Origin of the sequence: uncultured Lactobacillus sp. (genome assembly GCF_947367125.1) — a bacterium.
In the GTDB taxonomy this organism is placed as follows: Bacteria; Bacillota; Bacilli; order Lactobacillales; family Lactobacillaceae; genus Lactobacillus.
This window is the reverse complement of the sequence record NZ_CANBCQ010000050.1, coordinates 1-14,891: the sequence shown is the minus strand read 5'-3', so window position 1 is coordinate 14,891 and position 14,891 is coordinate 1. Positions and strand designations below refer to the sequence as shown.

Annotated in this window: 13 protein-coding genes, 2 pseudogenes and 1 riboswitch; of the genes and pseudogenes, 12 read left to right on the top strand and 3 right to left on the bottom strand. The window is 34.7% G+C overall.

The features are described from left to right. From Q0Y84_RS11360 to Q0Y84_RS11330, 7 genes and pseudogenes are all read left to right on the top strand, one after another. Positions 1 to 195 (top strand): annotated as a pseudogene (locus Q0Y84_RS11360) (lysin); the annotation flags it as partial. A 175-nt stretch (positions 196 to 370) separates the two neighbouring features. Continuing rightward, positions 371 to 1,057 carry a hypothetical protein gene (locus Q0Y84_RS11355; RefSeq protein WP_297953774.1) on the top strand — a complete coding sequence of 229 codons (687 nt, stop codon included), beginning with the start codon at positions 371 to 373 and terminating at the stop codon, positions 1,055 to 1,057. Further along, positions 1,058 to 1,384, top strand: a complete 327-nt coding sequence (locus Q0Y84_RS11350; RefSeq protein WP_297953771.1) for a hypothetical protein — start codon at positions 1,058 to 1,060, stop codon at positions 1,382 to 1,384. Then, on the top strand, positions 1,365 to 2,534 hold the full coding sequence (locus Q0Y84_RS11345; RefSeq protein WP_297953777.1) for a DEAD/DEAH box helicase: 1,170 nt from the start codon (positions 1,365 to 1,367) through the stop codon (positions 2,532 to 2,534). The genes Q0Y84_RS11350 and Q0Y84_RS11345 overlap by 20 nt, the downstream gene beginning before the upstream one ends. After that, the gene (locus tag Q0Y84_RS11340; RefSeq protein ID WP_297953768.1) at positions 2,524 to 3,825 is read left to right on the top strand and encodes a DUF3440 domain-containing protein; all 1,302 of its coding nucleotides are present in this window, start codon (positions 2,524 to 2,526) and stop codon (positions 3,823 to 3,825) included. Before Q0Y84_RS11345 ends, Q0Y84_RS11340 begins: the two co-directional genes overlap by 11 nt. After that, positions 3,800 to 4,321, top strand: coding sequence for a ParB/RepB/Spo0J family partition protein (locus Q0Y84_RS11335; RefSeq protein ID WP_297953766.1), 522 nt, complete (start codon positions 3,800 to 3,802; stop codon positions 4,319 to 4,321). Before Q0Y84_RS11340 ends, Q0Y84_RS11335 begins: the two co-directional genes overlap by 26 nt. A 620-nt stretch (positions 4,322 to 4,941) precedes the next feature. Then, a complete protein-coding gene (locus tag Q0Y84_RS11330) occupies positions 4,942 to 5,637 on the top strand; it encodes a hypothetical protein (RefSeq protein WP_297953764.1) in 696 nt (231 codons plus the stop codon). A gap of 93 nt (positions 5,638 to 5,730) precedes the next feature. On the opposite strand, the gene Q0Y84_RS11325 is transcribed toward Q0Y84_RS11330, so the two are convergent. Beyond that, positions 5,731 to 6,549 carry an integrase gene (locus Q0Y84_RS11325; protein WP_297953761.1) on the bottom strand — a complete coding sequence of 273 codons (819 nt, stop codon included), beginning with the start codon at positions 6,547 to 6,549 and terminating at the stop codon, positions 5,731 to 5,733. Positions 6,550 to 6,699: 150 nt separating this feature from the next. Continuing rightward, a riboswitch (Fluoride riboswitch) is annotated at positions 6,700 to 6,760 on the top strand. Between the two features lie 43 nt (positions 6,761 to 6,803). On the opposite strand from Q0Y84_RS11325, the gene Q0Y84_RS11320 reads away from it, so the two are divergent. Continuing rightward, the gene (locus Q0Y84_RS11320) at positions 6,804 to 7,202 is read left to right on the top strand and encodes a CrcB family protein (protein WP_297953758.1); all 399 of its coding nucleotides are present in this window, start codon (positions 6,804 to 6,806) and stop codon (positions 7,200 to 7,202) included. Continuing rightward, positions 7,199 to 7,573 (top strand): fluoride efflux transporter CrcB, encoded by a 375-nt coding sequence (gene crcB, locus Q0Y84_RS11315; protein WP_297953756.1) that lies wholly within the window; start codon positions 7,199 to 7,201, stop codon positions 7,571 to 7,573. The genes Q0Y84_RS11320 and crcB overlap by 4 nt, the downstream gene beginning before the upstream one ends. 55 nt (positions 7,574 to 7,628) lie before the next feature. On the opposite strand, the pseudogene pepV reads toward crcB, so the two are convergent. Then, positions 7,629 to 9,024 (bottom strand): annotated as a pseudogene (pepV, locus tag Q0Y84_RS11310) (dipeptidase PepV). Positions 9,025 to 9,169: 145 nt separating this feature from the next. On the opposite strand from pepV, the gene Q0Y84_RS11305 reads away from it, so the two are divergent. Next, positions 9,170 to 9,664, top strand: coding sequence for a pyridoxamine 5'-phosphate oxidase family protein (locus tag Q0Y84_RS11305; protein WP_297953753.1), 495 nt, complete (start codon positions 9,170 to 9,172; stop codon positions 9,662 to 9,664). 40 nt (positions 9,665 to 9,704) lie between these two features. Here Q0Y84_RS11305 and Q0Y84_RS11300 read toward each other — a convergent pair whose 3' ends face one another. After that, complete coding sequence (locus tag Q0Y84_RS11300; RefSeq protein WP_297953750.1) at positions 9,705 to 11,183, bottom strand: APC family permease; 1,479 nt, start codon at positions 11,181 to 11,183, stop codon at positions 9,705 to 9,707. A 239-nt stretch (positions 11,184 to 11,422) separates the two neighbouring features. On the opposite strand from Q0Y84_RS11300, the gene Q0Y84_RS11295 reads away from it, so the two are divergent. Continuing rightward, on the top strand, positions 11,423 to 13,510 hold the full coding sequence (locus tag Q0Y84_RS11295; protein ID WP_297953747.1) for a putative ornithine decarboxylase: 2,088 nt from the start codon (positions 11,423 to 11,425) through the stop codon (positions 13,508 to 13,510). A 15-nt stretch (positions 13,511 to 13,525) separates the two neighbouring features. Beyond that, positions 13,526 to 14,785 (top strand): methionine gamma-lyase family protein, encoded by a 1,260-nt coding sequence (locus Q0Y84_RS11290; RefSeq protein ID WP_297953744.1) that lies wholly within the window; start codon positions 13,526 to 13,528, stop codon positions 14,783 to 14,785. The last annotated feature ends 106 nt before the right edge of the window (positions 14,786 to 14,891 follow it).

Below are 14,891 nucleotides of genomic sequence, written 5' to 3'. Positions count from 1 at the left end.
GGCGTTGCCAAGATCGTGATGCCACATACTCACGCCTTAGATGCACCAAAGGCAGACGCTGGGAAAGTCTACGGCTTAGCCCTTAATTCCAAAGTTGAGGTGCAAGGTCGCGTTGGTCGATTCTTAAAGATCAAAGAGCTACACAAAGGCAAGCAGATATATGTGACAGGTAACCGCGCTTATATCGTGCTATAATCGTAAATGTAATTTTATATTGGACAATTAAAAGAGCCACTCTAGAGATTGATTTCTCTGGGGTGGCTCTTTTTTATTTTTTCTTTTTTGTGTAAAAAAATATTTGTTTTGTGTTGCAAAATACACGGAATGTGTTATTATAGTTATAGAAAGAAATGAAAACGAGGTAACGAAAATGAAATATGATACAAGACGAGTTGTGCTTGAAAGCAGAAAGTATGTTGAAAAAATCAGCAGAACAATTGAGAAAAAAGAAAAAGAATTAAAAAAGTATGAAGCATACTTAGATGAAGTAGATGATAATAAGATTTTGAATATTGAAGAAACACAAATTGCAGATAAAGCAGAATCACTCAAATTCTCTTTAAGGGACTTATATAAAGAAAAAGATGAGTTACAAAAATGTGAAGACTTTTATAGCAATCTTGAAGAATTAACTTCAAATGAAACATACGATAGAGATTTATATTTTGATGATGATCTTAATCTTCGCAGTTTAGGATCAGATCCTACGTATGAATTGGCAGTAAATCTAAAAGATGAAAGATTTTATATCTATCGTCTAACAGATACAAATTCTGTTTGGATGACCTTAGATGAAATTAAAACCTTAGTTAATAAGGTATTGGATGATAACCAAATTAAAGAAGCCGACAGTACTTGTTACTCTAGTCAATATGAAAAATTGCTAGAAAGTAGTGAAGCTGCAAGGGTAGCCAATCTTATCAGTAGAAATGGTTCTGAATTCAGCAGTAAGCATTTAGCAAAAATGTCAAAAGCGGTTGAAATGATGAACCCAGAACGTAAGCAAATTCTTGCTAGTGCTTTAATGATTGTAGTATCTGAGGATGAAGGAATGTAAATGAAAATATATATTCAAAAAAATTCCATTAAATATGAAACAGGTAAAGCAATACTAGTTAAAATACCAAGGCAAAAATTTAAAGTATGGCTGCCCAAATCATTAGTTAAAGACACGCTTTGGTTTTATACTGTATTTTTGCCCGAAGATATGACGTTTACTTTGATCTTTAATAATCATGATAAGCAATATTGTTCTGCCGAATCTCTGTCAAAATTATTTGAAGGTCAAGGATTACCAATACATAAAGAAAAAGTGGAACATCATATCCCTAAAGAAATAAAAAACATACAGAAGGTTGAAGTTGATGATTCCCTTAAGCGTTAACCAAAGATTAGCAATTAAAAAATTAGAGCGTCTACGAGTAGGCGCCCTTTTTATGGAACCAGGAACAGGAAAAACAAGAGCAGCAGTTGAACTAATTAATAGTTCAAAAACTGATTATGTATTATTTATTGTTCCTTTTCAGACTAAACAAAATTTTAAAAAAGAACTGATTAAATGGGGATTAAAGCCAAAATATCGAATTGAAGGTGTGGAGTCCCTAAGCAATTCAGATAGACTCTATCTTGAACTGCTAGATGAAATTGAGCATCACAAGAGAGTTTTTATGGTGGTTGATGAAAGCTTGAAAATAAAAAATATCCACGCTAAGAGAACAGAGAGAGTTATGAAGCTCGGTAAATTTGCATATTATCGCTTAATACTCAATGGCACACCGATTTCAAAAAATGTTTTAGACTTATACCCTCAAATTGAATTTTTAAGCCCTAAAATTCTAAGTATGAGATATATCGAGTTCTGGGATAAATTTGTTGAATATGAAACTAGAATTGATGGATATGCTCAGTACACTATAGTTAAAGATTCGGTCAATATTCCTTATCTTTATTCTTTAATTGAGCCTTATGTTTTTGAAGCTAAGCTTCGATTAGGTATCAGTAAGAATGAAAATTATATTGACTATATTGTTGATAATCCTGAAGCTTATTGGCAAGCTAAGCAAGAAATGTTACAAAAAATAGATTTTATGGGTGACGTTGATTTTCTGGCGATGACACAGAAAATGCAACATTCATATTCGCTTGATTCAGGACATTTGAGGCAATGTGATGATTTAGTATCTGAATTAAAAAGAAAGACAATTATTTTTGTTAAATATCTTGATACTAAAGCTGAATTAATTAAAAGATACCCTAAATGCAAAGTTATTACTTATGGCAAAGGCTCTTTAGGCCTTAACTTACAAGAATACAAAAATATTATTTTTTATGAAAAAACATGGGATTATGCACAACTAGAGCAAGCTAAAAGGAGGATTTACCGAATAGGTCAATCAGAAGATGTTAATTATTACTTCTTAACTGGAGATTTAGGGCTCGAGAACTTAATCGAAAGCTCTATAGCTAAGAAAACATCACTTTTAAACTTGTTTAAAGAGACTAGTAATAGAAAGGAGTTTGCAAATGAGTTCTAAAACTTATCTTGATATAGATGTGTATGAAGCAACTCAAAGACGGCTTAAATACATTTTTGATGAGTTTGATAATGTCCTTGTTGCCTTTAGTGGTGGTAAAGATAGTGGCGTTTTGCTTAATTTAACCTATCAGTATGCTAAAAAGCATGGTCAATTAAATAAGGTCGGTATGTACTTTCTTGACTATGAAGCCCAGTATCAAGCAACCATAAAATACGTTCAGCAAATGTTTGATGAATTGAAAGAAATTAAGCATTACTGGCTCTGCCTGCCTAATTCAGTTCCTAGTGCCACTTCTATGACTACAGGCACGTGGATTCCTTGGGAAAAATCTAAAAAAGATATTTGGGTACGTAAAATGCCTAAAGAAAAATATGTGATTAATGAAGATAATGTCCCGTGGGACTATAAGCCTGCTACCAGCGATTATCAAGCGCAGGAAGACTTCACAAAATGGTTTTCATCTAAGCACGGAAAAACAGCGGCTCTGATTGGAATTCGTACAGATGAATCTTATGATCGTTTTAGAGCCATTAAATCAAACCACAAGGTTAACTCTTATGGTGATAAAGAATGGCTAGTATCTAAAGATAGCGAGACAGTCAATGCCTATCCTATATATGACTGGTCTGTAAAAGACATCTGGGTATGTAACGGCAAGGAAGCTTTTAAATACAACAAAATTTATGATCTGTATTATCAAGCTGGCATGAAAATTAATGAAATGCGTGTAGCATCCCCATTCTTATCAGAGGGATTATCAGATTTGCACTATTATCAAGTAATTGAGCCTGATACGTGGGCAAAGATGCTTGGTAGAGTGAATGGCGTTAACTTTGCTGGCATATACGGTAAGACTACCGCTATGGGCTGGAAAAATATCAAACTACCTAAAGGTATGACTTGGAAGCAATATTTGAAGTTTTTACTAAAGACATTGCCTGAACAAACAAGAAAAGACTACCAAAAAATATTTAAAACCAGCATAGAGTTTTGGGATAAAAAAGGTGGCGTGCTTGATGATGAAACAATTCAAGAGCTTCAAGATGCAGGCATACCACTAGAAATAAAAGGTAAAACTAACTATAAGACAAATAAAAAGGCGGTCGCATTCCACGACTACCCAGATGATGCACCTGTCAAAAAATTTAGAACCGTACCATCTTATAAACGCATGTGCATCACAATCATGAAAAACGACCATACAGCTAAGTATATGGGGTTTGCCCGTACTAAGGCACAAGAAGAAAAGAGGAGAAAAGCTATTGAAAAGTACAAAAACATCCTTTAAGAGTCCAGCTTATAATGTAAGACCAGTTCCAATTGAAAAAATACAAGCTAATACCTACAATCCTAATCATGTTGCACCACCTGAAATGAAGCTCTTATATGAGTCAATTAAAGATGACGGATATACTATGCCAATTGTCTGCTACTATCTCAAAGATAAGGATAAGTATGAAATAGTAGATGGTTATCACCGATATACTACTATGCTAAAACACAAAGATATTTATGAGCGAGAGCATGGTATGTTGCCCGTAAGTGTAATTGATAAACCGCTAGAAGATAGAATTGCTTCAACAATACGTCACAATCGCGCTCGTGGAGAACATAGCGTTGATTTAATGGTAAACATCGTTAAAGAGCTTCAAGACGCTGGTATGTCTGACGCGTGGATTATGAAGAATATCGGTATGGATGCAGATGAGCTTTTGAGATTAAAGCAAGTTGGCGGCTTGGCTGCAATGTTTAAAGATGAAGAATATAGTAAGGCGTGGGAATGATGAATGACTTAGACAAGGCACAAAAACTTTTAACAGCTAAATTAATGCCACTAAATGTAATATCCAAGAAATCAAACATAAGCTATGATACAATTCGACAGTATGCTTCGCATCCAGAGAAATTGGAAAAAGCCTCATGGAGAAAAGTTTATACTCTCTCTTTAATTTATGACGACCTTGTATCTGAATTAACTAAGTGAATTTTAATATGTTATAATGCACTTAGTGACAGAATTAAAGTATTTATAATGGTATTCAAAAAAGCCTTACCACTTAAACTGGTAAGGCTTTTATTTTTACGCAAAAAGTACGTAAAATTGTTACAAACAATTGAAACTTATTAAGTTAATTTGAACCACATCAACGATAATGTAAGCTATTTTTGCTTATTAACTTGTAATTTCGATATTGCAGTAATTTTACAAATATTGCAGAAAAATAGTGTTTTATTAAAAATGTTGCCAACTATTACAAAGAAACGTTTTTCTTTAATCATTGTGTGATCTGGCTGTGATTGAACTGCAATTCACAGTAGGTATTATATAAAATGTCAATTGCAGGAATAATAAAACGAAAACGACAAATAGTAATTGACGTTTTAATTTAAGGAGAGATGTTTTTTGAAAACTAAATCTATTTTAACTAAAACTATTGCTGTTGCTGCTTTATCACTTGCAGGTATTGGTGCAATTAATCAATTAGATAATAATCAAGCTCAAGCTGCGGTTGTTCAAAATGATGCTGCAGTTTATACAGCTACTAAAGCTACTACTGTTTACAATAATTACGAAAATCCAGTTGCAACTGGTCAAGTATTGCCAGCATCTACTAATTGGAAGATTATTCAAACAGCTTATGATTCAAAGGGACAAAAATGGTATGATCTTGGTTTAAATCAATGGGTATTGGCAACTGGTTACAGCTCTGATAACAATGCTAACCAAACAACTACTCAAGCTAGTCAAAATACTCAAACCCAAACAAACCAAAATTACAATTATTCAACTCAACAAAACACTTCAAGATATTACACTAATTCTAATGTAAACTATACACCAACTAGAACTAGTTCATATTCATCATCAGCTACTGGTTCAGAAGCTAGCGCTAAAGCCTGGATTGCAGGTAGAGAATCTGGTGGTTCATACAGTGCAAGAAACGGTCAATACATCGGTAAATATCAACTTTCTGCATCGTACTTAAATGGTGACTATTCAGCTGCTAACCAAGAGCGTGTAGCTGATAATTATGTAAAATCTAGGTATGGTTCTTGGAGCGCTGCTAAGAGTTTCTGGCAAACAAATGGCTGGTACTAAAAGACAACTCCAAGTTTTAACTAAGATAGGTTTGTTGAATTTTCACCTTCAACAAACGAAAACGACTACTCAAATCGGGTGGTCGTTTTTAGCTTAGCGTTTTTTTAGTTCAAAGGTGCTTGTCTCTACATAAAGCGTCATATTTTTGCGATAGTAGTTCAAAGTTTTGATTGAAAGACGTAGTTTTGCGATGTAATCAGCTTCCGTTAATTTGGAATTTGATAAAACAGAATAAACATATGACATTCGTAATTTATGTATAGTTAATGGCATACCTACAATTTGCCGATCAGCGGCTATTCTTTGATTGATATTAAAATCTGAAGCATAAGGTTTTCCATCATGCCGAGAAAATAGGTAAGGATCATCTGTGTTCGTAAAATCAGTATGATTTTTAATATACTCTTTGAGATCATTTGCCTTAATTCGATCTAGCAATTCATTAACATGTAAGATCATGATTTCTTTAGGCTTAAAACCAGAAGCAATAGCAGTCATCATTTTGATAGTTTCAGGATGAAGACCATTCACCCGAATTAATTCTGATAAGTGATTTTCCCAACCGATGACGTAATGCTGCTTTCGATCAAAACGATTTCCACGTAAGGAGAGCAGGGGATAAGTAATGATATAACCATATTCACTTAGAAAGACAAAATACATTTTTAGATGGCTAAGGTATTTATTTACTGTGTTGCTTTTCATATGTAAATTATTTTCTAGAGAATCCAAAAAATTGCGGATATCACCAGCCGTTACATTTTCTGCATTAGCTTCTGTACTATCAAGACTGCTAGAGTAATAATTCCAAAAAGTTGAAATTGAAGAACAGGCGAGAGAAATAGTTGAAGTAGCTAATTTCTTTTTTTGCTTACAATAAGTCCGAAAATTATCTTCGTAGGGAAATGACATCTTAAGTCAGTCCTTTCTTTGTTAATCTTTTTGCTATAAGCACGTTGTTACTAAATTTTATTTTACCACAAAAAAACTACGTTCCGCTTCGCTCCACTTAATAAAAATAAACTTGCCAACGGACCTTAAAAGATGTATTATCAAAATGATAATTCAACAGGCGATGACGTTCGCCATTAACTGAGTAAAATCTAATGACGTCTACTTTATCCATGAGGGGTAGAGTAGACGTTTTTTTGTTGGGAGGATTTAATTTGAATTCAAAAATTGCTAATTATTTTAGTATCGCTTTTTTTGCTTTTTTTGGTGGAATAGCCAGAGCAGCTTTAAATACCAATTTTAGTTACAATGGCACTTTCTGGGGAAATATTATCGGTTGTTTTTTATTAGCTTTTTTGACATATTTCTTTATTGAAACTAAAGAAATGCGCCAGTGGTTGACAGTTGGATTAGGCACCGGATTTGTCGGAGCATTTACAACTTTTTCAACTTTTAATTTGGATATTTTAAAAAATATTCAAACCAACTTACCTATTGAAGCAATAATTTATTATTTTTGTTCGATTGTTTTTGGATTTATTTTTGCCATGATGGGAATGAGCTTAGGCAAAAAAATAGGTCGACTTGTAAGAGAGGAAAGGAGTTCACGATGATTTTTTTACTTGCAGGGATTGGAGCATCACTAGGCGCAATACTCCGCTATGCCATTACCAATTATGGTAAAAAACATTGGGAATGGGTGGGTAAGAAATTCTGTAATTTACCAATACCAACTTTATTTATTAACTTAACTGGCACATTAATTTTAGGTTTTATTTTCGGTATTGGGGTCAACGCTTTTATTTATGCATTAGTAGGAACTGGTGTAATGGGTGGTTATACCACATTTTCAACTATGAACACAGAACTAGTCGAACTTTATAAAAGCAATAATTATCGTGGTCTCATATTCTATGCATTGTCATCATATGTCGGTGGAGTAATTCTGATTCTCTTAGGATATTATTTGGGCAAATTAATTTAAACTTATTAAAAAAGGTATTACAGTTACTAAGTTAGTAACGTAATACCTTATCTTTTTATTCAGCTTCTTTAGTCAATTCGTAAATTGCTTCAGCATAAATCGCGATAGAATTGATTAAGTCATCAACTTTCATATATTCATTAGCTTGGTGCATTACCATTGGTGCATCTTCAGGTTGAGCACCATAAGCCACACCGTGCTTAAAGAGACGGCCATAAGTACCACCGCCGATTACAACTTCATGCCCCTTTTTACCAGTTTGATGTTCATAAACCTTAAGTAATGTTTGAACTAGAGGGTCATCACCAGGTACATAATGTGGTTCTTCAAATGAAGTGTAGCTAGGAGATAAGATTTTACCAAATATTGCTTCGACTTGCTTCACCATAGTGTCGGGATCAGTACCTTGAGGATAACGGATATTGTCTTTCAATACAGCAGAACCGTTGGCTTCATATTCAAACATTGATGGTGCGCTTGAAAGATCACCCATTAAGTCATCATGATGGGCAACGCCAAGCTTTTTACCTTTGAAATCTTCATGTTCAACTTCTGCTAAGAAATGTAGCCAATTTTTATCACGGCCAGCAAAGTCAAACTCATCTAAAAATACTGCCAAAAAAGTTGCAGCATTTCGTCCAACTTGAGGAGCAGAAGCATGGGCACCTTGACCTGTTAATTCAATTTGTGCTTCATCACCATTGATGTTAAATTCACCTTCAAGTTTATTGTCATTTAAAAATTTGATGAATTTTTCTTTCATACTGGTTAAGTTACTACCGACAACAGTTGCATAAGTCTTTTGTGGAGTCACATTTTCAGCAATACCTGCTTTGAATGATTTAAGAACTAGTATCATCATCTTTAAAAGTCATGGTCAAGGTATAAATACCTTGTTCACCATTAATGATTGGAAATTCAGCATCAGGAGAAAAAACTTGATCTGGAGTAGGTTCATGTTTTAGATAATAGTCAATTCCTACCCAGTTAGTTTCTTCGTTAGTTCCAACGATAAAGTCAATCTTTTTCTTAGGTTCAAAGCCAGCTTCTTTAAGTAAAAGCATGCCGTAATAGGCTGCTAAAGCAGGACCCTTATCATCAGCGGAGCCACGACCAATAATTTTGCCATCTTGAATTAACATTTTAAAGGGATCAGTTACCCAACCGTCGCCAGCAGGCACAACATCCATATGACCGATAATTCCCAGACGTTGATCGCCATGACCAAAATCTACACGGCCAGCATAATTAGCAATATTCTTTGTTTGAAAACCATCTCGTTTTGCGAAAGAAAGAAACTTTTTCATAGCCTTAACAGGGCCAGGGCCAACTGGATATTCTTCAGAAGTATTATCTAAATCTTCAGATGAATCAATTGCAATTAATTCACTTAAATCACGCAAAATATCATCTTTTCTAGCTTGAGCTAATTTTTTATAATCTAATTTCATCTTCTGCCTCTTTTCTTATTTTTTGTTAGTTAAAAGTTTACCAGAAAAATAAGTAATAAACAATGAGCATTAAAATTGTCGGTTAAAGTATTATTATGTACAATATACTTATAATATAGAGGTATATAGAAATGGACAGATTATTATGAGACAACATGTTCCCGAACTCGATCACAATTTAAGTAACGACGAATTTCTAGATCTGATCGTTGATTGTTTCCACTCAGTAATATTCGGTACGGTCGACCAAAATGGAGACCCTCACACTAATATTATTGATATCGTTTTTAATGAAGATGGACGCTTAATTTTTGCGACTACTAATCAAAAATCATTTTATCGTAATATTAAAGGCCATAATAGAGTTTCAATTACAGCATTGCGGGGTAGGGAGACCTTAACCAGTATTGGCTTTACTTTAGAAGGATATGTGGATGAAATTAGTCCACAATATTTAGAACGAATTTATGAAGTCAAACCGCAGATGCATCATATTTATGCCAATAAAACCAATGATATGAATACTCTACGTGCTCTTGCATTAACACCGATCATTGGTTCGATTTATGATCTAAGATTTGATCACGTTTTTCAAAAACAATTTGACTTCATCAATGTACCTGACAAAGTTTTAGAATAATAAAAAATGCTTCGATTATCGTAAATCGAAGCACTTTTTATTATATTTCAAGTTCCATTTCTTTACGTTCTTCACGTTTTCTTAAGTATGGAAGCAAGAAACCAAGACCGAAAAGAACAATAACTGTAATAATGTTCATTAACAATTGATGGTTGAAAGCTGCACTACCAAATGTAGCTTCAGCTTCTTGAGGAATAAATCCTAAAGTAGCACAGATAAAAGTAAAAATTAAGCACCACCAGCCCATGATTAGAGCACCGGTTTTATTCTTGATAAAGACATAATCTGAATGAAACTTCTCTTGGTGCATGCGCAACATAATAAAGGCAAAGAATACCCAACAGGTCTTATATGGTGAAATGATACCATTAATGTTTAAGAGCCAGTTATAAATTGAATTAATGTTAGGTAAAGTTCCAGTAAGCAAAAGTAAGAATAATGCTAAACCACAAGTTAAAGTGTATGAATGAACTGGACGTCCTGTTTTGTCTTTTTTACCAGTTAACCATTTTGGCATAAATTTGTCAGCAACATCCCCAGCGAAGACACGGCTTGATGCATCAAGCAATACAGCTAGTTGAGCCATCATGAATAGTGCTTGAACTACTGCGAAGATATACATCAAAACTTTCCCCCAACCAAGGCTTTCACCTAATAATTGAAAGGCATAGTAAGGACCGTTCATCTTAAAGTCATGTGGAATATGGTGAGCATTAAAGAATACAGCTAATGCTAGTGTACCAAAGATAGTTAAGAAGCCGGTCATTAAAGCAAGCATCCACATTGCTTTAGGAAATTCATGCTTCGGATCACGCATTTGTACAATGTAAGGAGCAGCAAGTTCTGCACCAGACATAGCAAAAATTAAAAGACCTGTAGTAGAGAAGTAGCGCAAACTAAATGATGGTTTAAAGGCGCTCAAATTGAAAGGCTGAGTAGCAATGTGATGTCCATGCATCACTGACCAAACGGCCAACAATACAAAGAGCATTGACATGATAAACATAGCGCCACCGCCGATTAAAGATAATAACTCAAGTGAATTCTTAATTGCGTTTTCAACTAAAATAAAGGCAAGAATAATCACAAAAGTTAAAATTCCAAACCAGAAAGTGGACATATGCTTGTCTAAAGTATTGTTTCCCAAAATGATCCATGAAAAAGATACGATAATTGAATTAGAAACATCAACCAAATAAGGAACCGTTTGTACCCAGTACATCCATGAGGTCCAATATCCTAGCGTATCATTAGATGAATGACGGACCCAAGAAGCTAGACCACCAGCTTGATCAGTAAAGGTAAGTCCCATTTGACTAGACATTAAAGCATAAGGAATTACATACGAAAAAAGTAGAAAAATCCAAGATACAACTACTGATAAGCCTTGATTTTGAAAAGGATAAAAGATGTTTTCAAAACTAATGATTGTTACGAAGTCAATCAAAGCAATAACCGGCCAAGACATATAATGCTTTTTGCCGGGTTCAAAATTTATGGTTTCAATTTCTTCTGACATAAAGTTTTCCTCCAAGATTAGCTATTTATTAAGTTAGTTAATGAAGATGGCTAATCTTGGAGGTGAACATGGCAAGTGCACTTGTTAAATCCCTCCAATATTTATATAATGATTTCAGCTATAGCGTATGTTAAGAAATAATGCAAAAATTACGCTATACTGTAGAAGAATTATAAAGAAATTTTTAAGTTTTGCAACATGTAGAACGCTTTCTTAAGTAGATAATGGAAAGGAAAAAGATGGATTTTCTAAAAATTGCCATTGGAGATGGCGTCAATGTTACTAAAATGAAAGATTGGGCGTCAATTCCTATTGGCGATGTGAAAAATAGTGCTGAACTTGCTGCAATTGTTGTTAGGAAGAATGATGCAGTAGGTAAGAAGGAAGCTCAAAATTTACTTGAGCAATCTGGTTTTCCTATTCCACTAATCGAAGTAGCAGATAAAATAAATAAAAAAGAAATCGAACAAAAAGCTACAGAATATACCGAACAAATGGTACCGGGGTTTTTAACCGATTTAATTAATTTCGCTCAGGCAAAACCAATTTCATTTACTACGCCAGGTCATCATAATGGTCAATATTATGATAAACATCCTGCTGGTATCGTATTTAATAAGTTCTTTGGCAAAAATCTAATGTTTGCAGATACTAGTGATACTGTACCTCAGTTGGGCGATACAATGACTCATGCTGGTACACCACTTGATGCCGAAAAAAAGGCAGCTGAAACTTATCATGCTGATAAAGTATATTTCTGCACTAACGGTACGACTTCTGCAAACTCAATTTGTGCAAGTGCGCTTTTATCTGAAGGAGATTTAGTTTTATTTGATCGTAACAACCATAAGTCTTTATATAATTCTGCTTTGGTCATGAGTGGAGCTAAGCCTGTATATATTCCAACTGATCGAAATGCTCTCGGACTAATTGGCGAAATGGATCCAGCTTTTTTGACTAAAGATAAGATTAGACAAGAAATTGCTAAAGTTGATTCAGAAAAAGCCAAGGCTAAGCGTCCTTTTAGATTAGCAATTGTACAAGCAGAAACTTATGATGGTGTTTTTTATGATGCTCAATGGATTGTTGACCGAATTGGCAAACTTTGTGATTATATTTTATTCGATTGCGCTTGGGGCGGTTTTGAAGAGTTTGTGCCAATTATGAAGCATTTATCACCACTTTTACTTAATCTAGGTCCAGATGATCCGGGCATTTTAGTTACGCAATCACTACATAAACAGCAGGTAGGGATGGCCCAGGCTTCACAGATTTTGAAAAAGGATTCGCACATTAAAGGGCAAGAACGTTATGTTGATCATAAGCACTTTAATCATGCTTATTTGAAATTTGTTACCTCTTCATATGCATATCCTCTTTATGCATCCCTTACAGTAAATTCCTATGTTACTGCAGGTAAGGGAAATAAGAAGTGGTGGGCTGAAACTTTACGCATGGGAATTGAATGGCGCAAAAAATTATTAAAACAGTCAAAACTGTTCAAGCCGCTAGTACCTGATAATTTTGCAAAAATTTCTACCAATGACCTAATGACTAATGCCGAATACTGGAATATGAATAAAAATGATGATTGGCATGGCTTTAAGAAAATGGGGACTGGCGAAGCAATGATTGATCCATTGAAAATTACAGTACGTACTCCCGGTATTGATGTTAAACATGCAAAATATGAGGAAAATGGTATTCCTGGTGCAGTAGTTGCAGAATTTTTAATGGAAAATCATATTATTCGTGCCAAGAATGATTTGAATTCACTGCTCTTCTTACTTACACCTGGTGATTCGCAAGAGGAATTAGATACTTTACTTGATGCTTTCTTAAAATTTGAAAAATATTATGATGAGGATGCATTGGTCAAAGATATTTTACCAGTGTTATATCAAGAATATCCTGAGCGCTACCATGACTATACGTTAAAGCAGCTTTGTCAAGAAATGCATGAGTATTATAAAGAAAATAAGACTTTCGTATTGCAACAAGAATTGTTTGCTAAACCTAATATGCAAAACTACTTAATGACACCAGCTGAAGCTGACCAACTCTTTAAGAAAGATAAAACGGAATTAGTAGATCTTGAAAATGTAATTGGAAGAACGGCAGCTGAAGGAGCTTTGCCATATCCTCCTGGTGTATTTATCGTGGCACCAGGAGAAAAGTGGGGAAAAATCGATCAAAAGTACTTCGAGGTTTTAGCTCGCGCAATTGAAAAGTTCCCAGGTTTTGTACCAGAAATTCAAGGTGTCTACTTAGAATCACAAAAAGATGGTAGCTTAAAGGTGCAAGCCGAAGTTATCAAGGATAGATAAATTAAGGAGGAAGAAATGAGTTTTTCTTGGAAAGAAAATTTACCAAAGGAATTAAGTGATAAAGTAACTAAAGTAGAAAAGATGATCCAGCCTCGGATTGATGAGATTGACGAACAGGTTTTATACAATCAGCAACGTGTACTTGATTTATTTAGAAAGCATCATGTTGGTGAAGAAGATCTCGTACCTTCAACTGGTTATGGCTATGATGATATTGGTCGTGACAAAATTGAAGATATTTATGCCGATTATTTTAAGACTGACGATGCTTTAGTTCGTCCACAGTTTGGATCTGGTACGCATGCGATTACTGTTGGCTTATTTAGCATGCTTCGTCCTGGAGATACGCTTTATTATTTAACTGGCACGCCGTATGATACTATTCAAGAAGTTATTGGCTTAGCTGGCGATAAACCAGGCAACATGAAAGAATGGGGCATCAACTTCAAAACTACAGAATTGAAAGATGGCGAAGTTGACTATGAGCAAGCTAAAAAAGATATTATGGATCCTACAATCAAAGTTGTAGCAATTCAAAGATCATTAGGCTATGCAACGCGTAAAACTTTTACAATGGCTAAAATCAAGCCAATGCTTAAGTTTATTAAAGAAGTTCGTCCTGATGTAAATATTTTTATTGATAATTGCTACGGTGAATTTTCTGAATGTGAAGAGCCGACCTTCTATGGTGCAGATATGATGGCTGGTTCACTTTATAAAAATGCAGGAGCTGGTTTAGTAAAAGGCGGTGCCTTCTTAGTTGGTCGCCAAGACTTGATTGATGGTGCAGGATCACGACTAACTGTTCCTGGAGCTGGAAAAGGAGAAGGTGCTACTTGGGGTTATTTACGTGATATTTATCAAGGCTTCTTCATGGCAGCACATACTACTGGCGAAGCCCAAAAAGGAATGGTCTTCACTGCAGCCTTGTTAGAAGAGATGGGGATGCAGGTTTCACCTAAATGGAACGATCCACGTAGCGACATTGTTCAAACTGTCACCTTTGGTAAACCAGATCCAATGGTAAAATTCTGTGCAGCGATTCAACACTATTCACCAATGAATTCTTTTGTTGATCCAATTCCATATCACCAAGATGGTTACGAAGATGAAGTAGTAATGGCTTCGGGGAGTTTTGTCGAGGGATCAACGATTGAATTATCATCAGATGGTCCTTTGCGTGATCCATACATGCTTTATATTCAAGGCGGTTTATCATATGCACATGATAAGATTGCGATTACACACGCTGTAGAAGAAACCTTCTATAAGTAAAATAATTAATAATTAAAAGGCTACATTTTCTGGCTCTTTGTCAAATCCTGTTGATAATGAGTAAATGAATAGAATCAAGCAACCATTAAAAGGCTGTTTGTTTCTT